The following is a 21,560-nucleotide window of genomic DNA, read 5'->3' as shown; positions in this document are numbered from 1 at the left end:
TTAATATAACATAAAATTTAAACGACATAATTAACATTTTTCACTGATTTATCGCTTTCAATAATTTTTTTAGCATCTGCTAATTTAATGGCTACCATTTTCGTAATTCCTTGATTTTGCATAGTTGTACCATATAATACATCACAATTTTCCATTGTACCTGGACGATGAGTAACAATAATAAATTGTGTATATTGTGAAAAACTACGAACATATCTAGCAAAACGCTCTAAATTTGCTGGATCCAATGGTGCTTCAACCTCATCTAATATTGTCAATGGCAACGACTTGACTTTTAAAATAGCAAATAATACTGCTAATGCAACTAATGATTTTTCACCACCTGATAATAAGTTTAAATTACTAATTCTTTTACCAGGAGGATTAGCAAGCACTTCCACACCTGTATTTAAAATATCATCAGGTGATGTATATCGTAAACTACAAGTTCCTCCACCAAATAAAGTTTGAAATGTTTCGGGCAATACCATATTAATAGCTTTGATTGTTTCATCAAATTGCGTTACCATAACATTATCCATTTCATCAATGGCTGTTAACAACGATTGTGATGCTAATTGTAATTCATCATGTTTAGTTTTTAAACGTAAATAACGTTCATTTTCATTTTCAAATTCTTCAATAGCATTAATATTTACAAATCCTAAATCTTCAATTTCACTACGTAATTGTTGTACCAAATTACGTGCTTGTTGTTCGTCTGCTAATGGTTCACTATAATGTTCTCTAGCATATTCATAAGTTAAATTATAAGTTTCAACTAAACGTCTTAAATGTTGTTCTACTTTTGACTCCATTTTTACTTGTTCAAGCTTTTGATTATTTAATTTATCACTAGTCATAAAATGTTCTTGATTTAAACTATATAATTCATTTTCTAAACTTTGCATTTGTTCTAATAATTGATGTTTCTGTTTACGAATTAATTGTAGTTGACTTTTTATTGTTGCTTGATCATATTTAGAATTTTCATATTGAATAAAAATATCATTTAATTGGTTTGTAGTATCAATATCTAATTTTTTACCAGTTAATGTTTGATATTGAGTAGTTAATAATTGTGATTGATTAGTGATATCACTAATTTCACTAATCAGTTTATTTATTGTTAAAGTAATTGTCAACTTTTGACCTTGATAATTATTTAATTCGCTTTCAATACTTGTTCTTTGGACATTTATATTAACTAATTGTTGTTCTAATGATTTAATTTCTTCTTTTAATTCAGAAACTATTAACTTTTCTTTAAAAACATTAATACTATTTTGATGTTGATAACCTCCAACAATAGCACCACCAGCTTTAATTAATTGACCATCTAAAGTTACACATTGGTATTTAGCAGCAATTAATTGTGAAATAACTCTTGCGCTTTCTAAGTCTTCACAAATAATAGTACGACCTAAAAGAAAATTAATAATCGGCTGAATTATATTATCAACTACTGTAACTAAATGATGAGCAAAACTTAAATAACCTGATTTACTATTAACAATAATTTCATCTTCTTTAGTCGCTGTTCGAACTTGAATTGAATTTAAAGGTAAAAAAGTGGCAATTCCCGCTTTATTTTGTTTTAAAAATTCAACAGCCTTGGTTGCATCTTTGTTAGTCGCCGTAACAATGTTTTTTAAGGTATTGCCCAATACTTTAACAATCGCTTCACTATAAAGATCGGGCACCGAAATTAAATCACTCACTACTCCAATGATGCCATATAGTTTATCTTTATTATTTAAAATTGTTTGAACACCCAAATATTTTTGATTTTGTCGTTGTTGATAATTAATTACCGATTCTAATTGTGCTTTTTTTTCACCTAAACCACGATGAATATTATTTTGTCCTAAAATTAAATCTTGATGTTGAACATTTAGTTCTTCAAATAAATTATTAATTTTATCAAAATTTTCTTGTTCTTTTTTTTGTAAAAAAGTTTTTTGTTCAATAATAGTAAGCAAAGTTTCAATTTCATTTTTTAATTTTTCAACTTCTGTTTGATCTTTTATTTCACTTTGTTTTGTTTTCATTAACGATTTTTGTTGTTCTAAAACTTGCAATAAACTATTAACATTAGATAAATTCATTTCTAAACTATTAATGTTTTTATCTAAATCATAACTTTTATTTTTTAAAAATTTTAATTGTTGTTCATTCTTACTAATATTTAAATTAAGTTGTTGTTGTAAAATTTCATTATCATTTATACTAACTGTTGTAAGTTTTAATTGATTATGATATGTCTCCAAATCTTTAACAATAATAGTAATTTCATATTTTTTTAAATTATCACGTAATTCAACATAAGTTTTAGCTTTCTGTGCTTGTTTTGCTAATGGTTCAATTTTTCTACTTATTTCACTAATAATATCATTAACTCGAATTAAATTTTCATTAGTACGCTCTAATTTACGTAATGACTCTTCTTTCCTCTTTTTGTATTTTGAAACACCAGCAGCCTCTTCAAATAAAGTTCTTCTTTCTTCTGGCTTAGAATCAGCAAATTGTGAAACATTACCTTGACTAATAATTGCAAGTGAACCTTTAGCTAAACCTGTACCCATAATAATTTCTTGTACATCTTTTAAACGAACACGAGCTTTATTAATGTAATATTCATTTTCTGAACTATTACGAAAAGTTTTTCTAGTAATTTGTACTTCATTAAAATCAACTTTAAATATTTTATTAGTATTATCAAAAACTAAAGTAACTTGAGCACTATTTAATGGTTGTTTTCCTTTAGCACCATTAAAAATTATATCTTCACTATTTTCACCACGTAATGATTTAACTGATTGTTCACCTAAAACTCAACGAATAGCATCATTAATATTAGACTTCCCAGAGCCATTAGGGCCAACAATACCTACAATATTAGTATCAAATTCTATTGTTAAAGGCTCTGCAAATGACTTAAAACCATATGCTTCGATTCTTTTTAAGAATGCCATCTTACCTCACCTATTTTAAAATATATATTTATATTTTACCATGAATCAGCTTAATATTTATTGTTAAGATTTAGCAGAAATATTACTTTATTTGCATTATTATTTGTTCTTTAATTGTTTTATAATAAAATTTATTAATTCACAAATAAAATAATGTAGTACTAATAATAGTACTAATAATTAACATTATAACTAAGATACTATTAATTCATAATGGAATTCCAATAATTGAATAATTAAAGTTGAGGATGTTATAAGGATAAATAAAATTTTTAACATCATTTGCTTGTAAAATACCGGCTCTAATATAAATATAAGTTAGATAAATAATTGGATAAATAACCACTAATATAAATTGTTTTTTAATATTGATATTAAATTTGTTTTTTCTAAACGTTAAAATTAAAAAAATAATCATCAATATTGGTGATACTAAATGATCTAAAAAGGAACAAAATAAAGATAAATTATTCAATTTTCAAAATCAATTAAGTTCTAAATCTAACTTTGAAACACTATCAATAAATATCCCCGCTCAAAAAATAAGGGCAGTAATAGTTATGTATATTGTTAAATTAATTTGACTATAAATATTAGTGAATCCATTTGTCTGCTCTTTTTGATGATAAATTAAAGAAAATAAAAATCAAATATTAACAATAAATATTGTTTGAGAAGACCAAAATGATAACATTACATCAAAGTTTTGTAATACTATAGAATTATAAAAATTATCTTTATTAGTACTATTAACATATCAAAATTCAGTAAATACAGAAAAGATGATAGTCAATATTGATAAAATAAAAATTAATATACAACTTAATAATTTATATAAAAATCTTCAATCTTTAAATTTTTGCTTATATAATAAAAACACAAATTATTCCTCTTCGAAAAACAAAATCATATTTAATAAATATAATAATAACAATTTTTTTGCTAATTTAACAAAAAAGTATTAATTAAATTTGATATGAACATTTTTAATAAGAAGAAGTAAGCGAAGTTGAAGATAAATTTCTACTAGAATCACTTTCTTTACTTTGTTCAAGTTCATCAAAATTGTTTTCTAAAATTGGTAAAAATTCTAAATCACATTGCTCTTTTATATCATTAAAACTCACAATTGGACTATCTTTTTTAGGTAGCACATTTTTTAATTGTGTCTCTAGTTGTGCAATTTTTTCTTCTTTTTCTTCAAGAATTTTTTTAAATGTTGAATTTCAGTATCTTTTTTTCAAAATCAGATTTGAAAGCAGTAGTTATTGCTTCAACTGCATCTCAATCTTCATCTTCAGTTTCTTCTCATTCTTTTTCAACTTTTGCTTTAATTTTTGGAATTAAATCTTCTATATATGTATCAATATATTTAATAATCGTTTCAAATAATAAAGAATCTTCATTTTTAGTTGCTACATTTTCATTATTATCAATTGTCTTTCAACTACTAATAACTTTTAATCTTTCAATAGGAAAAATTTCTTTTAATGATGTTATAAGTGACTGATATTGTTCTTCAATTTTTTGAAATATTTCATTAAGTTTTGTTTGAAAAAATTCTTTTTGTTTATTATTTGTTAATTGAGGAGTTTCATTTTCAATAGTTTTAATATTTTCTAATACTTCTATTTTTTTAAAAATTTTGCTTACTTCCTTTTCACTTAAGAAATTATCTTCAACTAATGTAAATTTAGTGTATAAATTACAAAATTTTCTAGATAAAAAATAATATTTTTCCTCTTCAATTAATTTTTTAATCAAAATTTTTCTACCTTCTTTATTTAATATTTGAAAATTAGCTTCTTCACTATCGGGAACTGCTAATACCAAATAATTATCATTTTCTGTTTTTAAATAAATAAAATTTGATCATGGTAACTTATATTGTAAATTATCATTTTTATATTCAATTTTAATAATTAATCCTGGTTGTAAAATATTATTGATCGTATTGTTTAATTTATATTTTTCACGATCTCATTCATTATTTTTAAATCATAAAATAAATTCATAAAGTGAAATTGTAAAAGACTTAATAAATTCAGTAATTTTTTGATGATAATTTTTAATATTATCTTTCATTAAATTTGTATTATTAATAATTTCCTGTTTAGTTTCTTCTAATTGAAGCGTTTTTTGTTTTTCTTCTTCGTTCAATAGCTTCTTCTTGCTTTTTTTTACTTTCTGTTATTTTTTCTTTTGTAATAGTTCTAATGTTTTCAATTTGTTGTTTTAACTCTGTTATCATTTTTTTATCATTATCTAAACTTACATTTTCCAAAGTTCTTGACAAATTTTCATATGTCGTTCTTTCTGTTTTATTAATATTTTCTAATGCTTCTATTTTTTTGTTAATAACTTCAATCAATTTATTTTCTTCTTCAACTAATTGTTCACAATGTCTATCAAACTGTAATGTAATTTCTTTCATTTTTTCAGAAGTACTTTTTGTTAAATTTACTGCTCCTGCTATGTATTTCATTATGAAATTTTTTGTTAAGTCACTTGTATATGAATCACTTATTTTTTTTAATATAGTAAATTCATTATTGATAGCATCACATATTCTATTAATATTTCATTCTAAACTATCTGCTGCAAATTGTTCAATACTATTAAAAATAAGAAATTGATAATAGTAATTCATTATCTTAGAATCTTCAATATTATTAATAAAATTTTTTAATTCATTTATACTTTTTGATAATTTTTTTTGAAAACTATTATAGTAATTTTCATTATTATAATCTTCTAAATCAATTAAAAATTGTTTTCTTTTCATAACATTACTAACTAATACTACTTGATCACTACATTCTTTAACTTTTTCTAGATTTCTTTTATGATTTAAAATAAATTCTTGATAATCTTCACCAATAATTTTAAATTTTTTAATATTTTTTTCAAAATTAATAAAAACATTACACAACTCAGCAATTTTTTCTTTTCACTCTACTGATAAAAACTGTTCTAGATTTTCTTCTTGTATAATTTGTTTTCAAAAATTAATCGCATTATCAGGAATTTTTAATTCAGGAAAAAAGTAATCAAAATTAATTCGTGCTTGTTCTTGTTTAAATTTTATAATTTCAAAATATTGCTCTGGAAATGATTCTTTAACTATATTTTTTAATTCAATAATTAAGTTATATTCTTCATTAAAATTTGCTGTTCTTTCTCAATTCATTCTAATGAATCTATTAAATTTTCTAATAAAAGTTCATCAAATACTAAAAACTTTTTATTATTATAAAAAGAAAATAATTCTTGATAAAGATGATGAACAATATTTAAAAAGCAAAATAATGAATCTGCTTTAATTAAACTATTAAAAAATATAGTAAGGTCATCACTATTAATTGTTTTTATTAATTGTTTGCAATATTTTTTTCTATTTTTGCACTTGTAATCTTAGAACCTGTTTAGGATCTTTTTTAACTTATTTTTGATTAAATTAATATCATAAATGTTATTTTATAGTTGAAAAATAAATTTTTAATCGATAAGTTGTCAAATGATAAAATCTTTTTAACAAAAAAATGACAAAGAAAATAAAATGTTAATTAACTGTCAGGTTAGAAATAATTATTCCCTTTTTTAGTTTAATTATGTTTAAAAGATTCCAAACAGGTTCTTAGAAGTTATTTCTTTTCTAAAATCCTTAATATTTTTTTGCTTTTTATTATCAGAACCTATTTCTTGAATTTCTGTAGGCACTTTTTTACATCCTTTCAAATAAAAAACCCATTTATTTTATTAAAAATAAAACAATGGGCTTGAAAAACATATTTTTTTAAATTTTTTATTTTAAATTTTCATTAAAATAAGCAAAGGAACAATTCTAAAATAAATTAGTTATAATTTATTTGAAAAAGTTAATTAACAATTTCTAAAATCTCTTGTTAATTACCTATAATAATGCATATAGTTTATCTCTAATATTTGAGATAACTATTGCTAAATAATAGCATGTATAAAATGTATTGCAAATAATATACAAAAATCATACTTTATATTACATTAATTTTACTAATTAAAATGATAAATAAAATCATATTCAATTAATTTTAACACTTTTATTATGAAATAAATTTTATTTTGTAAATAAAATATTTTATAATAAAAATACTATTTATATATAGAATAGGGGTTACGTAAATCCACTATTATAAATAGTACTACTTAAAGGGGGAGGAAATTATGAGCAAATTATTAACATCAACACCAAAAAAAGATGGTTTTTTGCCCCAATTGAATCAATAGAACATAAAGGCACATGAATGATTTGACCGCTTATGAAAGATAATTAACAAAAAGAATGTCAACCAGCACGAACTGTTTTTGCAAAAATAGCTAACTCAATCAATAAGCATGAACCAGTAAAAATTATTATTAATAAAAGTAATTGAAATGAAGCTCGCAAACTATTAGATCCAACTATCAAATTAATCGATATTAAATATCAAGATAGTTGAGCGCGTGATATGGGACCAATTTATTTATTAAATAAAAAAGGACAACGAAGAGCTGTTCATTTTCACTTCACTGCATGAGGCATGAAAAATGAACCAAATATTAATCCACCCAGTTGAAATTGAAATTATGAAATTGATAATAAAGTTGGAATTGAAATGACGAGGCTTTTTTAGAAATCTGTGTATCTTTGTTTTACAAAGTACTAGTTAAGATTAATTCTATCTTCAAATTTTATCATAAAATGAGCAATTGCTGTATTTCAATTTTGAATGGGCATTGTTCATTTTTTTGTTATATTTTCAATTGCTAAATAAAATATTTTCAATTCTTCCATATCATTAGGAAAAACTTTTTTATTTCTGATAACTTTTCGTAATTGACTATTAACAGATTCAATAGCATTTGTGGTATAAATTACTCTTTTAATTTCTGTTGGATAACTAATAAAAACTATCAAATTTTCTCAATTTTTATATCAAGATTTAGCAATTTGAGGATATTGTTTATTTCACTTATTTTCAAATGTTTCTAAAGCCTGCATTGCTTGTTCTTCACTACATGCAGTATAAATTGGTTTTAAATATGCAACTAGAGATTTTCTATGCTTGGAATGGCAACACTTTTTAGGACTATTTTTTGGTAGACACTTGTTCTTGATATTTGATAGGAGTTAAGTAGTTTAAAGTGCTGTGGATTCTTATGTTGTTGTATCAATTGATATAATCAAATAATTCTAATTTTAATTGGATTAATGATGTAAAATTTTTATCATTAATAAATTCAGTTTTGAAAATTTTAAAAGTTGCTTCAGCAACAGCATTATCATAAGGACAACCTTTTTTGCTTAAAGATCGAGTAATATTGAATGCTAATAAAAGATTATTAATAATTTTATTGTTAAATTCATTACCTCGATCACTATGAAATATTTGGATATCTTTTAAACAGCGATTTGATTGCATAAATGCTTGATATACTAGTAATGCATCTTTTTTAACTCCAACACTATGTCCAATAATTTCGCGGTTAAATAGGTCTATTAATAGGCAAATATAGTTTCATTTACCATTAACTTGAACGTAAGTTAAATCACTAACAATAACTTCATTTTTAACCCTATTATTAAAGTTTCTATTAACAAGATTGGTTATTTGACTATTATTGACTTTATTATGATGATTTTTGAATGATAATTTAGTGTATTTTGATATTAAATTATGCTTATTCATAATTTCTTTAATTTTTCTGCGTGATAAATAAATTTCTTGGTTTTCTAAAATTTTTTTTAATCTTCTAGTACCATAAACTTCTTTATTTTCTTTAAAAGCACTAATAACAGCTTCATCATACATATTATTTTTGATTTTATTTTCTTTTTTCTTTAAGTTAAAATAATATGTTGATTTAGATATTTTCAAAAAACGACACATTGTGCGAATTTTATATTTAACTTTATTTTTAGCAATAATTTCTACTTTCTGCCTATTATTAGTGCTGCTTGCTTTAAAATATCATTTTCCATTCTTAATTGTTTTAATTCTTTTCTTAATTTAATTAATTCATTTTCTTCAACAGAACGATTATCTTTAGTTTTAAAACTACCTGAATTAGTAAATTGCTTAATTCAATTATAAGTAGCTGCTCTTGTAACATTGTACTCTTTAGCAAGACAAGACACTGACTTACCGCTTTGATATAAAGCTACTATTTGTTTTTTAAATTCATCTGAATATGAGTTAATATTGGCCATAATTATACTTCCTTTCTTTTCACTAATTTGTTCACTTGTCTACGTAATTAGTGTCCAATAAAGTGTAACCCATCCAAGAGCTGTATGTAAAATAAGATTATCAAAAACAGAAATTGGTGCAGAAAAAACAGCTAAATTAATTCAAACATATGGTAATTTATATTTTGAAAATTTTGAACAAGCAAATTTAGTAGTTTGTGGAGATAGTGCAAAATGAATTAGAAAAACTGCTACAATTTTAAATGCTAAATTTATTTTAGAACCTGTTTAGGATCTTTTTTAACTTATTTTTGATTAAATTAATATCATAAATGTTATTTTATAGTTGAAAAATAAATTTTTAATCGATAAGTTGTCAAATGATAAAATCTTTTTAACAAAAAAATGACAAAGAAAATAAAATGTTAATTAACTGTCAGGTTAGAAATAATTATTCCCTTTTTTAGTTTAATTATGTTTAAAAGATTCCAAACAGGTTCTTAGATAAATTCCATGCTTTTCATGTTTTATTTCTTGGTATAATGGCTGGAAGAAGAAAAAATAAAATTGCTAAATTACATTATGAAAATGCAATAAATTTATTTGCCAAAGGTCAATATTATGAATTAATTGATTTTTTACAATCATTAACTTTACAATATAAAAAATTAAAAGTTGGTTATTTTATTAATGCAAAAGATGGTGTATTAAACCAAGCATTAGTTGAAAATATTGGTTGCTTTACTGAAACTAATATTAAACAAATTTTAAAGCATATGATTGGTGATAGAACTTATAATATTGATATGTATACAAAAATGGTTAATTTTAAATGCTATCAAATAAATACTGCCATCCAGTTATTATAAAATAAAAAGTTTAAATTTAAAAAAAATAAAAATAAAATAAAACTTATTAAAGTAACTATTAATAAGAATTTTTGAATTATAAAAGTAAGTATTATTGTTGACTAATATTTTTCAAGTGTTAAGATTAACATACAATTGCATATTGAAGTCAAAATTATTCTCGTCTCACTTTATAATTTTAAAACAAATTTGAATATTATTGACAACATCGGTACGCTCCCAAAAAAGTTATAATCATAATCATAACTAAAAAGCCTAACCCTAAAACTTGAATAATATTTTTTCTTTGTTCACGCAAATAATTAAAAAATATTTTTACCATATTCCACTAACCTCAGTTGATACTTCAAATTAATTTTATCAATTTAAAAATATTTTTTAAAATTAAAACATTTTAATGTGTAATTTTTTATTTAATAGCAGCAAACCAGATTATATATTATTTAGTTAATGTCATTAATTGTTTATTATTAACGTTTAACTTTCAAGTAATAATGTATGAGACTAAATAAATTAAAATATTTATACTAATCATCAATGCAAAATATCATCAACGAAAAACAATAGGAAATGCGATTTTTGCAAAAGTTGCTAATAAATTAGAAAGTACCATTACTAAAGAAGGAACAATAAAAACAGCAACCAAACTACTCATTACCAATGCCGGTATTATTACCAGAAAGAAATTATAAGAAACTTCTAATGCAGTATAACCTAAACTTCGTAAAATATTAATTAATATTAAATTATCACGAACACTAATATTAGTAACAATAACAATAATCATTAATGATAATATAACACTAAAAATACCAAAAAATGAAATGATTATTTGTAAACTATATTGATTATTCTTCATAATACTACGTAAATTACTAATATCATACACTGATGATAATGAAGTACTAATACCTTTACTTTCCAAATATCCTGAGTGTGAAATTTGTGCTAAATCAATATTATAATCATTTTTATTACTAATAATTGGTAAGTAATGTTTAAACTCATTATCAGTAAATTTGCTTAATTTACTATTAGCAAAATTATTTTCTAATAAATCACTTTTACTACCAAACAAAATATCATTAAGCCAAAGTTTAGGCATTACTATTATTTTTGGATCTAATTTATTAATATAATCATAAGCAATACCAATTATATATTTTATTTGATTATCTAATCCTTTATACCTATAAATAACACTATTATTAAGTTGTTCTCCACCATTATAAACATTGACAACCGAAGGTAAAACAGAAGTAGCCATTGGAATAAATTGAACAGCACTACTATCTGGATTTTTAATTCCTAATTTTTGAATTAAATGATTACGAATATTAATAAATTGTTTATCTTGCCAATTATTAGAAACTTCCATATCAGCTAAATTTAATTTACTAAAAGTAGAGAAATCACTTATACTAAAATTTAGAGATAAAAAATCACTTAAACTATCATCAATACCATAAGCAGTTCTTGGTGCACTTCAATTTTTAAAAGATTCTTTTGATAAGGTTTGTGTATCATTATCAAAAACAGCACCACGCTGATTAGGAAGTAACAAACTAGCCTTATCAAGTTCTAATTGTGTGTATGGTACTTCATAGTGTTCATCATAAGGAATTAAACCAAAACTTATCAATAAATCAGTATTGCTTTTACCATTATTATTGGTTAAATAATTAAATAATATTTTATTTTTTTCTAAGAAATCCTTAACTATGGGTGGAATCTTTGATGGATTAGCAGCAATTCACTGTTTTATTTTTAATAATTCACTACCCATAATATAACGATTTTGAACATTAATCATAATTGATTTATTAGGATTAAGAGGATCAAATCGTTTAATTGCAGCTAATAATTCTGGATATAATGAAATTTTGCTTTTAATATTATCAACACTATTAAATTGATACATTAATTTATTTTCGTTATTAATAAAGTTAGTTTTAATATTATCATCAAATTGATAACCATTTTGATAATTAAAATTAGTTCCCGCAAATTGTGAACCTAACATATTATTAACTAAACCACTAGCAGCAAGCGCAAAGAATACTAATGTTGCAGCAAAAATACTAGTAAAACACATAATTAATGTTTTACCAAAACTACGTAGTGAAGTAGTAACGGCCAACTTATTACGATAACTAAATCTACCAATCACATATCTTGCAATAAAAGTAAAAGTTGAACTAATATTTATTTTATATTTTTGTTTTGAAATATTATTAGTAATTAAATCTAATGGTTTACTTCTTAATAAGAATAATACCATTAAAAAACTAATGAAAGTTAAACTAATGATTGGAATAACAAGTAATAAAATAGCGGTAACAATATTAAAGTACCAACCATAACTAATTAAGGCAACAGTACTAATATTAGTAATATAAATTAAATAATGCGCAACTGGAATAGAAATTAAAACACCAATAATAGAAAAAATAATTAAAGGAGCAATAATTGAAATTACTAATGATATACTTAACTGTCAACTTTTATATCCTGTTGCTTTTAAAATTCCAATTAATTTTTTATTACGATCAATCATTTTAAAAGTAATAATAAAAATAATAATAGTAGTCACAATAAAAATCAAAATTAAGAATAAATTAGAAATCTCTTCAATAACATTAATTCTATTATTAATGGAACTAAAAGATCATTCTTGCATACTAGTATAAAATCTAAGATTATTGATACTTAAAGGAGAAACTATTTTATTATAATCAATACCATTATTATAATATTTTGTACTTGCTATATCAGTAGGTGTTTTATAAGTTGCATGAAGATAATTATAAATTCATTCATTGTTTATTTGTGAATCAATATTTTTAGACAAATCAGGATTAATACCTAAAAAAAAATCATCAATATTACTGCTAAATGCCTTTAAATCAGATTCAACTTTGCGCATCGTATTACCATTAGTAAAAGCGACAGTATTATTTTTTAAATCAAGTGAATTACCAAAATAACGACCAACAAATGCTGCTAATGAGCTTGTAGCATAACCACGAATAATAAACGTTTGTCCAGCAATTACATAATTTTGACCAATATGTAAATTATTTAGTTCAGCAAAATGTTTGTAAATTAAAATTTCATTATCTTGTAATGGTTTTTCTGTTAAACTTGGGCCACCATCTTTGACAATAATTGCTTTATTAACAATATATTCGGGTCCTGTTTCAATAAAAGCAAAATTTTTACTAGTAATTAATAAATCACGGACCATAACAGCATGTTGTCATTCAATATCTTTATATAACATTCCCATTGACATTATTTCATATAACTTAGCTTCATTTTTAATATATATTTCACTATAGTTTCGATTAGCATATGACAATTGTCCCTTAAAATTATCGTTATAAAACTGTAAAGCAGCTTCACTAGTAATCATAAAATTTGTTGCATTTTCTGGATGTAATGGATCATATAGATATTGATTTAGAATATTAGCATATTGTTTTATCGTTGCTTTATGAGTATCATAAGATGGATAATTAATAGGAATATTAATTTTAAAATCAATATAATTATGGCTAGTATCATTAAAAAGACTATCACCAATAGCAAAATATTCTTTACTATTAGCGTCCCCACCATAAAAAGTAAAACGATATATATCAGGTCTAGTAGCATCTGGTATTGTTAACTGAAAAGTAGCTTTTGCCATCTTTTCTTTATCAATAGTATTATCTTTTTGATAATAATTAATATTATTTAAATAAGAACCAACTTTATCTTTTTCATTATATTTTCCATCAAAATTAACATATTCGATTGGTGAAAAAAATGTATATTGATTAAATTCATTATGAGCAATATCGTTAACATATTGTTCAAATAAATAATTATTAGAAAAATTTAATGATAAAAAGGCAATAATCATAATCATTACTAAAAAACCTAAACCAAACATTTGTAATAAATTGTTTTTTTGTTCACGAATATAATTACGTAATAATTTAAACATGTTTATCCCTTCTTATGATCACTTATTAATAAATTAGATTTTGACAGTTTTGCTAAAGCTGACTTTGCTGCTTCTTGCTCAGCTTTCTTTTTATTTGTTCCTACTCCTTTCCCCATTAGTATTTTATTATCTAAATACACATGAACAATAAAATAAGTAATATTATCTTTTTTAATTTGTTCCATAGTTTTATAATTAATAGGATCTCTTTTTTCTGCCTGTACTAATTCTTGTAATTTAGTTTTATAATCAATAATTGTTTCTAACTGATTAGTTTTAATTAATTCAAATAAGGTTAAGTCTAAGATTTTTTTCACTGCACTATTTCCTAAATCAAGATATACTGCAGCAAGAAATGATTCAAAAACATCTGATAAAATGCTTTCGCGTTGTTGTCCACCTGTATTTTTTTCACCATTTCCCAAAAATAAATAATCTTGTAATCCTAGAGCAATTGCCACTGCTGCCAATGTTTCTTGTCTAACTGCTTTACTACGTAAACTTGTTAATTGTCCCTCATCTTTATTTGGAAATAAGTGTCAAATGTAAGTTGAAATATTTTCCCCTAAAATCGAATCACCCAAAAATTCTAATCGCTCATATGAATAATCTAAATTATGTTCGTTTGAAAAAGAACGATGAGTAAATGCTTCACGATAATTACGATTAGATTTAATTTTTTCTAAAATACTCGATTTTAAAATATGTTCAATATTAATCATATTTTTCTCCTTAATACTTATTTATAAATTATAATTCTTGAATTTTTTTAGCTATTTTATTAGTAACATCTTGCTCAATAGCACGAATTAAAAGTTTTAAAGTACTATAATAAGATTTTTTATCACTAGATCCATGTGCTTTAAAAGCAATGCCATTAATACCTATTAATTGAGCACCACCTGTATTCTTATAATCAAAAGTCTTTTTAATATTTTTAAAAATACCAATTGACATTAAACCTAAAAATTTAGTTCATAAATTTTTTTTATAACCATTTTTAATTAATGTAAATAATAATGATGCCATGCCTTCAACTGATTTTAAAACAATATTACCTGAATAACCATCACAAATAATAATATCAACATCACCACTTAAAACATTTCGTGGTTCAATATTACCGTGAAAATTTAAAAAACTTAACTTTTCACTTTTTTGTGTTAATTGTTTTAGTTTAGCATATGTTGTTTTAGTTACTTCTGGACCTTTGCTTTCTTCAATACCAATATTTAGTAAACCAATTTTAGGACGTGAAATATTTTGAATAGTTTGACAATAAATATGACCCATTAATGCAAAATTAATTAATTCATCAACAGTGTTTTCAATATTTGCTCCAACATCCAATAATACTACTTGTCGATCTTTTATTAAAGTAGGCATAATTGGCATGAATGCCGGACGTTTAATGCCTTTGATTTCGCCTAATAAAAAATGACAAGCACCAAGATAGGCAGCAGTTGAACCAGAAGTTAGAATCCCATCTGCTTTTTTATTTTTAACTAACTGAATGGCTTGATTCATAGAAGAATCAGTCATTCTAATACCAGCGAGTGGACCATCATTCATAGTTATTACTTGGGTTGTTGCTAGTATTGTTATTCTTGATGATAATGGCTTATTTTTTAATAAAATCTGCAAGTTTTCATTAATTTGTTTTTCATCACCAACTAAACAAATTTCAACGTTTTTGAATTCTTTAATAACTTCTAACGCTGCAGCAATAGCGGGCAAACTACCATGGTCTGAACCCATTACATCAAAAGCAATTTTCATAGTTCCTCCTAAAAACAAAAAATAATTTAAGAAACCTTAAATAATATTATATTATAATTATTGATAGTTTAATTATACGTTAATTTTTTTAATTCCTTAAGATTAACAATCCAACTAATACTGCATTTATTTATTTATTTTTAAATATGAATATTTCATTATTTGCTAGTAAAAAGTTAAAAAACAATTTATCTCTAATTATTTTGATATTGATTTTCTAAATAATTGTTTTTATTTACACCAGTTTTTTTAAAGACCAAAACCCTTTTATTTATTTTATTAATAAAAAAACTTTAAAAGCAAAAAACTAATATAAATATAAAAATATCTTATCATAATTTTACTAAAATCAAAAATAATCAAAGAATTAAAAAAATATTAAATTGATTATTATTCATAAAAATAAAAATAAAGTTAATTAAAAATAATTTTTATGTCAATATCGAATGAAAATTTCCTAAAAATATTTATCAAAAAATTAAATTATTTTGGAAAGTTACACTGTTAAATAAACACAAATTCCAAATAACCTTTAAAATTTTAATTCCTGTTTTTAATATAGGAATTTTTTTGTATAATTTAATTAAACTTAATATAAGTTTTTAACTCATTGCTTTAATTTCAAAGTAAATGAGTTTTTATTTTGAAAGGATGAAAAAATGAATAAAAATTTACAAGAAGAATATGAATGAATTAATAAAGAATTGATAAAAATAATCATTGATAAAAATCAATTTACTCCAGAAATTATTAGTAATAGAGTTAATTTAGCTCAAACTACTATTGTTGATATTAATGAAAATTTAAAAAAACAAAAGATTAGCAAATTTAAAAAAATTAGTTTTGGAAAAATTGATAAAAATAAAATAATTAAAGAAAAAAATGATTTTTTTATAAAAAATATCAAAAGAACTTTTTGGAAATATTAAAAAAGTAAAAGAATTATATATAAGAAAATCAAATAGTGAAATAAATATAGATGTTAATAAAATTAATAATGCAACTTTAAATAATTTATTAATAAATCCGAATAAATCAAACTTACCACAAATGTAAAAACGATAGATTGCAATTACAATTTCTTTTATATTTAAAATCAATTTTAGGTCACCAAATTTGCTCATATACAAATGATTTAAAAATTTATATGGTTTATAGTATTCACAAAATGTAAATCTTATATAACTTTAATTAGGAATTATTAATATCCATATCTTCAAGGATGATTTTTATTGGGTATATAAACTTTTTTAGTTTTTATTAAATTTTCTTTGATAATTGGTTTTAAAGCTATTTCTTTTAGTTCATACATTTGATTATTGTAACTAAGATATAAGTCATTAATAAATGATTTAAGTACAATTACATCAGTTCTAGGTTGTATATATTGAACTTTGTTATTTTTATAAGGAAAATATTTTTTACTATAATATGTTAGAACCTGTTTAGGATCTTTTTTAACTTATTTTTGATTAAATTAATATCATAAATGTTATTTTATAGTTGAAAAATAAATTTTTAATCGATAAGTTGTCAAATGATAAAATCTTTTTAACAAAAAAATGACAAAGAAAATAAAATGTTAATTAACTGTCAGGTTAGAAATAATTATTCCCTTTTTTAGTTTAATTATGTTTAAAAGATTCCAAACAGGTTCTTAGAACCTGTTTAGGATCTTTTTTAACTTATTTTTGATTAAATTAATATCATAAATGTTATTTTATAGTTGAAAAATAAATTTTTAATCGATAAGTTGTCAAATGATAAAATCTTTTTAACAAAAAAATGACAAAGAAAATAAAATGTTAATTAACTGTCAGGTTAGAAATAATTATTCCCTTTTTTAGTTTAATTATGTTTAAAAGATTCCAAACAGGTTCTTATAGTTGAACCACTATCTGTTTTTCTTTTAGAAAATCTTGAAAGATAAATATTTATTTCTTCTTGTGTAGGAGCTTTAATCATAGCAGATTTATTATCATCAATAGGAAAAGCAAACTGTTTATTAAAAAAGTTTATGTACGTTTTAAGAAATTGATTAGCTTCTTCTAAAGTTTTAATTTTATTAAGTCTTAGAACCTGTTTAGGATCTTTTTTAACTTATTTTTGATTAAATTAATATCATAAATGTTATTTTATAGTTGAAAAATAAATTTTTAATCGATAAGTTGTCAAATGATAAAATCTTTTTAACAAAAAAATGACAAAGAAAATAAAATGTTAATTAACTGTCAGGTTAGAAATAATTATTCCCTTTTTTAGTTTAATTATGTTTAAAAGATTCCAAACAGGTTCTTAGTTCGCTAATTAATCGACTTTGAAGTGTTCCAAATAAGCGTTCAATTCGACCTTTAGCTTGTGGAATTGAAGTTCTAATTATTTCAACACCCAAATCATTACAGCATTTTTGAAATTGAGTATAAGTGTCATTTTCTGTGTTTATTTTACCCGCATCGATTTTTTTCTTATATCCAAAACTATTCTGTTATCAGTATAAAATGCTTTTGGTATGCCATATTTAGTTAAAATTTGATAAAAGACATTATAATAACCATCTAATGTTTCTTGATGATCAAATCATAGCCCAACAATATTGCTTGTAGCATCATCAATTGCAGCATGTAAAAATGCTTTTGGTTTATCATTACCAAATCAATGATGATTACTGGCATCCATTTGAATTAATTCACCAAAATTTGTTCTACGATTTCTTGTTGGATGTAAGTTATTTTTCTTATTTTTATGTTTTTTTGGTGAAGTGAGTTTTTCTTTAATTAATATAGTATAAAGTGTGCTATATGAAATTTTAATTTTTTCTTCATTAATTAATTTCTCATGGAAATGTTGAAAATTAAAATTATAATATTTGGTTTTATACAAGTTTATAATTTCATTTTTAATTTTAATATTTGTTGCTTTATTAGAAATTTTATTACGTGATTTATGAATAAAACCAATTTTACCTTCTCTATTAAAAATTTGAATTAATTGATTAATTCTTCTAATAGTTAAGTTAAGTTTACTTTTAGCTTGATGCTTAGATAATTTTTTAATAGTAATGTCGTTTATAATCTTATATTTATATTTTTCTTTCATAGTCATGCTTCTTTCCATATTTATCACCAAGTATATTTAACTTCACTTTTGGGAAATTTTTACTCGATAACTAATAGGAAATTATCACTAAATAATGACATAAAAATAATTTTTATTGTATTTTATTTTAAAAACTTTAGAATTTAGTTACTTCTTATTATATATCTAAGAAGGTATTGGGAAAAAATTAATAACACAACTAAAAACTTTACTTATAAACAGTAATTTTTTGGATATGATTTTAAAATACTTATAAATTGTTATAGTAAAACTAATTCAAAAAAATTAATACTACTGCTTTTGAGGATCTTGTAATATGATCCTTTTTAAAATATATAACTACTGTTATTAATAACAAATTAATATATTAAATAAAACTTTTATAATTAAAAAGGAGTAAAAATGAGAAATTTAAAAAAAATAAAATTAACAAAAAATAACAATAGGTTTGGTGGAAAAACAAAGAAATGAAAAAATAATAAAGGAGAATGAGAATATAAAACTGAAATTAGAAATAAATCTAATGAACTTGATTCACTTATTTATGAATCCTATATGACAATTTATGACAAAAACAAAAATGATTTTAAATATTGAACGAAAAGAACTGTCTTTCCAAATAGTCAAATTATTTTTGAAATATTTTTAATTAAAAATAATAAATTATATAAACACGTTAAAAAATATGAAAACATTGACAAATTATCAGATGACCTAAAGAATAATAAACTTTTAGATTCCTCTCCTATCAAAGTTAAAGGAGGCGAAAAATCAAATCTAAAATATTATTATTATTTAGAAAACGTTGCTATAAATTCTATTAATAATATAGATATGTTTATAAAAAATATTACCTCATTTAATCAAGAATTAAGTATTAATATTAATTATGATAATTTATTAAAGTTATATCAGTATTTAACATATATGCAAAAACTTATTGATATTCCTACTTCGTCTAGCAATATTTCAATAAGTGCCAAAATTAAAAAAACATTACCTAATTTATTGTTAGGATTACTACTAGTTTATATTGCATTTACTGGAAAAAATGCACAAAGAATAATTTCTACATATATTTTTGATGAGCAAGAATATACATCAGAAGATTATCTTTATGGAATATTTCAAAATAAACAAAACTATTTCACAACATTCATTGATACTATTTTAACGACATTTTTTACCTCAGCAATTGCTGATTGATCAAGAAATACAATTTTAAATATAATCCAAAGTCAAAAAAGTAATTCAATAAATGATTTTAAAATTAAAAAAATTCCTATTGAACCATTTAAAGGGCGCATTGCAAACTTGGATACGGTTTAATAAGAAATTAAATGAGAGATAAAACTCTCATTTTTAATTGTTGAACAATTATAATTAATTATTTTATTAAACCTATACTTTATTAAAGTAATTAATTATTCCAAATTTAATAAAAATTATAAAAGCTATTGTATAGGAATTTGCAAATAGTAATTTTTGTCATGCTCTTTTACAACTTGATATTTTTTGGTTCCCTTCCCCTAGAACCCCTACCCTCCAAGGCTTTGCTACTTACAGTAGCATAAGCCTTACGTATAGTAGTAGTATTAGTTAGTAAGTATATAAGCCTTTTATCACTATAGGTGATAAGGCTTATACGTAGAAAGGATTCGTAATGATTAATGTTAATTTAGATTTGAAAACTAAAATTAGAGAAACATATAAAGATGAAAAAAATAAAGGTGGCATATTATTAGAAGTTGGTCAATATGAAACATGATTTCCTAAACAATATACTACTATTGATGAAAAAAATAAAAAAATAACATTAAAAATAATTGAAGATTTTAATTATAAATTAGGTAAAAAATCAATTACAAAAGATATTGAAAGTATTAAAGGTAGTGATATTTTAAAATATATAAAAAATATTTCAGATATTACTACAAATGAAAATGAATTAATAGCTTGTGATGAAAAACTTAATGAACAATATAATGGTTATTATATTTTTACAAATGATAAAAATCAAAAATGTTTTAAATATAACATTACATGAGAACAATATATGAAAAGTTTTAAAATAAATAATCCATATAAAGATAATGATTTAGCGATTAATTATATTGTTACACCAATGAAAGATATAAATACTCATAATGAAAAAATATTTTATTTAAAGTATTAAAGGAAATTAATATGTTATTAAATGTTGAAAAAATAGAATTAATAAAAAAATTATGTAATGAAAAATTACTAAAAAATCAAAAATATATTGAAATACAAGAAATATTAAAAATTATAGAAAGAGAGAATTAATTTATGTTGAATTTAAAAGAAGATAAAAGAATATATTTAAAATATGAAGAAATTGAAAAAATATTTGGTTCATGTGATATATGTAATAAAAATTCATCATTTGCAAATCAAACTTGTAATAAATGTTTTTATAAATTAATTGGTGAAAAAAATGAAATGTAATATTCATAATGAAAAATATATTTGATTTAGTGAATTAGAAAATACATATTATTGTAATAAATGTATTAATGACATGATTGAAAACGATATGTTTTTAACAAGTGATAATTGAGATTATTTATATGAATATTATATTAATGAATTACAATTAGAAAATTTTAAAGGAGTGTAAA

The 21,560-nt window shown here is 22.4% G+C and carries 16 protein-coding genes and 4 pseudogenes; 7 read left to right on the top strand and 13 right to left on the bottom strand.

The features are described from left to right. Nucleotides 1-17: 17 nt before the first annotated feature. From ACXUB0_RS01105 to ACXUB0_RS01085, 5 genes are all read right to left on the bottom strand, one after another. A complete protein-coding gene (locus ACXUB0_RS01105) occupies nt 18-2,975 on the bottom strand; it encodes an AAA family ATPase (RefSeq protein WP_458257479.1) in 2,958 nt (985 codons plus the stop codon). An 82-nt stretch (nt 2,976-3,057) separates the two neighbouring features. Then, nucleotides 3,058-3,855, bottom strand: a complete 798-nt coding sequence (locus tag ACXUB0_RS01100; RefSeq protein ID WP_458257478.1) for a hypothetical protein — start codon at nt 3,853-3,855, stop codon at nt 3,058-3,060. Between the two features lie 106 nt (nt 3,856-3,961). Further along, nucleotides 3,962-4,219 carry a hypothetical protein gene (locus ACXUB0_RS01095; protein WP_458257477.1) on the bottom strand — a complete coding sequence of 86 codons (258 nt, stop codon included), beginning with the start codon at nt 4,217-4,219 and terminating at the stop codon, nt 3,962-3,964. Further along, on the bottom strand, nt 4,188-5,135 hold the full coding sequence (locus tag ACXUB0_RS01090) for a hypothetical protein (protein ID WP_458257476.1): 948 nt from the start codon (nt 5,133-5,135) through the stop codon (nt 4,188-4,190). The genes ACXUB0_RS01095 and ACXUB0_RS01090 overlap by 32 nt, the downstream gene beginning before the upstream one ends. Then, nucleotides 5,089-6,165: a hypothetical protein gene (locus tag ACXUB0_RS01085; RefSeq protein WP_458257475.1), complete on the bottom strand. Its 1,077-nt coding sequence runs from the start codon at nt 6,163-6,165 to the stop codon at nt 5,089-5,091. The genes ACXUB0_RS01090 and ACXUB0_RS01085 overlap by 47 nt, the downstream gene beginning before the upstream one ends. Nucleotides 6,166-7,303: 1,138 nt before the next feature. Here ACXUB0_RS01085 and ACXUB0_RS01080 point away from each other — a divergent pair. Next, nucleotides 7,304-7,513: pseudogene (locus ACXUB0_RS01080) on the top strand (agmatine deiminase family protein); the annotation flags it as partial. A gap of 143 nt (nt 7,514-7,656) precedes the next feature. On the opposite strand, the pseudogene ACXUB0_RS01075 reads toward ACXUB0_RS01080, so the two are convergent. Together ACXUB0_RS01075 and ACXUB0_RS01070 are read right to left on the bottom strand one after the other, a co-directional pair. Continuing rightward, nucleotides 7,657-8,061: pseudogene (locus tag ACXUB0_RS01075) on the bottom strand (transposase); the annotation flags it as partial. 22 nt (nt 8,062-8,083) lie between these two features. Continuing rightward, a protein-coding gene (locus tag ACXUB0_RS01070) for an IS3 family transposase (protein ID WP_458257474.1) occupies nt 8,084-9,204 on the bottom strand; the annotation gives its coding sequence in 2 pieces (ribosomal slippage) (nt 8,084-8,928 and nt 8,928-9,204; 1,122 coding nt in all). A 521-nt stretch (nt 9,205-9,725) separates the two neighbouring features. On the opposite strand from ACXUB0_RS01070, the gene ACXUB0_RS01065 reads away from it, so the two are divergent. Next, nucleotides 9,726-10,052: a hypothetical protein gene (locus ACXUB0_RS01065; protein ID WP_338987022.1), complete on the top strand. Its 327-nt coding sequence runs from the start codon at nt 9,726-9,728 to the stop codon at nt 10,050-10,052. 196 nt (nt 10,053-10,248) lie between these two features. Here ACXUB0_RS01065 and ACXUB0_RS01060 read toward each other — a convergent pair whose 3' ends face one another. The 4 genes from ACXUB0_RS01060 to plsX form a co-directional block, all read right to left on the bottom strand. Next, nucleotides 10,249-10,374 (bottom strand): hypothetical protein, encoded by a 126-nt coding sequence (locus tag ACXUB0_RS01060; protein WP_458257473.1) that lies wholly within the window; start codon nt 10,372-10,374, stop codon nt 10,249-10,251. A gap of 117 nt (nt 10,375-10,491) precedes the next feature. Next, nucleotides 10,492-14,043: an FtsX-like permease family protein gene (locus ACXUB0_RS01055; protein ID WP_458257472.1), complete on the bottom strand. Its 3,552-nt coding sequence runs from the start codon at nt 14,041-14,043 to the stop codon at nt 10,492-10,494. 2 nt (nt 14,044-14,045) lie between these two features. Beyond that, complete coding sequence (gene rnc / locus ACXUB0_RS01050; RefSeq protein WP_174481262.1) at nt 14,046-14,765, bottom strand: ribonuclease III; 720 nt, start codon at nt 14,763-14,765, stop codon at nt 14,046-14,048. Between the two features lie 28 nt (nt 14,766-14,793). Continuing rightward, the gene (plsX, locus tag ACXUB0_RS01045) at nt 14,794-15,822 is read right to left on the bottom strand and encodes a phosphate acyltransferase PlsX (protein ID WP_458257471.1); all 1,029 of its coding nucleotides are present in this window, start codon (nt 15,820-15,822) and stop codon (nt 14,794-14,796) included. Between the two features lie 659 nt (nt 15,823-16,481). Between plsX and ACXUB0_RS01040 the strand changes: the two genes are divergently transcribed. After that, on the top strand, nt 16,482-16,751 hold the full coding sequence (locus ACXUB0_RS01040; RefSeq protein ID WP_458257470.1) for a hypothetical protein: 270 nt from the start codon (nt 16,482-16,484) through the stop codon (nt 16,749-16,751). A gap of 272 nt (nt 16,752-17,023) precedes the next feature. Here the strand turns inward: ACXUB0_RS01040 and ACXUB0_RS01035 are convergent. Next, nucleotides 17,024-17,260 (bottom strand): annotated as a pseudogene (locus tag ACXUB0_RS01035) (ISNCY family transposase); the annotation flags it as partial. Nucleotides 17,261-18,115: 855 nt separating this feature from the next. Then, nucleotides 18,116-18,936 (bottom strand): annotated as a pseudogene (locus ACXUB0_RS01030) (ISNCY family transposase); the annotation flags it as partial. Nucleotides 18,937-19,320: 384 nt separating this feature from the next. Here ACXUB0_RS01030 and ACXUB0_RS01025 point away from each other — a divergent pair. The 4 genes from ACXUB0_RS01025 to ACXUB0_RS01010 all read left to right on the top strand — a co-directional run bounded on the left by ACXUB0_RS01025 (nt 19,321) and on the right by ACXUB0_RS01010 (nt 21,559). After that, nucleotides 19,321-20,247, top strand: a complete 927-nt coding sequence (locus tag ACXUB0_RS01025; protein ID WP_458257469.1) for a hypothetical protein — start codon at nt 19,321-19,323, stop codon at nt 20,245-20,247. A gap of 334 nt (nt 20,248-20,581) precedes the next feature. Further along, nucleotides 20,582-21,094 (top strand): hypothetical protein, encoded by a 513-nt coding sequence (locus ACXUB0_RS01020; RefSeq protein WP_458257468.1) that lies wholly within the window; start codon nt 20,582-20,584, stop codon nt 21,092-21,094. A 134-nt stretch (nt 21,095-21,228) separates the two neighbouring features. Then, nucleotides 21,229-21,387, top strand: a complete 159-nt coding sequence (locus tag ACXUB0_RS01015) for a hypothetical protein (RefSeq protein WP_458257467.1) — start codon at nt 21,229-21,231, stop codon at nt 21,385-21,387. After that, complete coding sequence (locus ACXUB0_RS01010) at nt 21,377-21,559, top strand: hypothetical protein (protein ID WP_458257466.1); 183 nt, start codon at nt 21,377-21,379, stop codon at nt 21,557-21,559. The genes ACXUB0_RS01015 and ACXUB0_RS01010 overlap by 11 nt, the downstream gene beginning before the upstream one ends. Nucleotide 21,560: the final 1 nt, after the last annotated feature.

This window comes from Spiroplasma endosymbiont of Dactylopius coccus (assembly GCF_977110965.1).
Note: the sequence above shows the minus strand (reverse complement) of the source record. Positions and strands in the feature narration are given on the sequence as shown.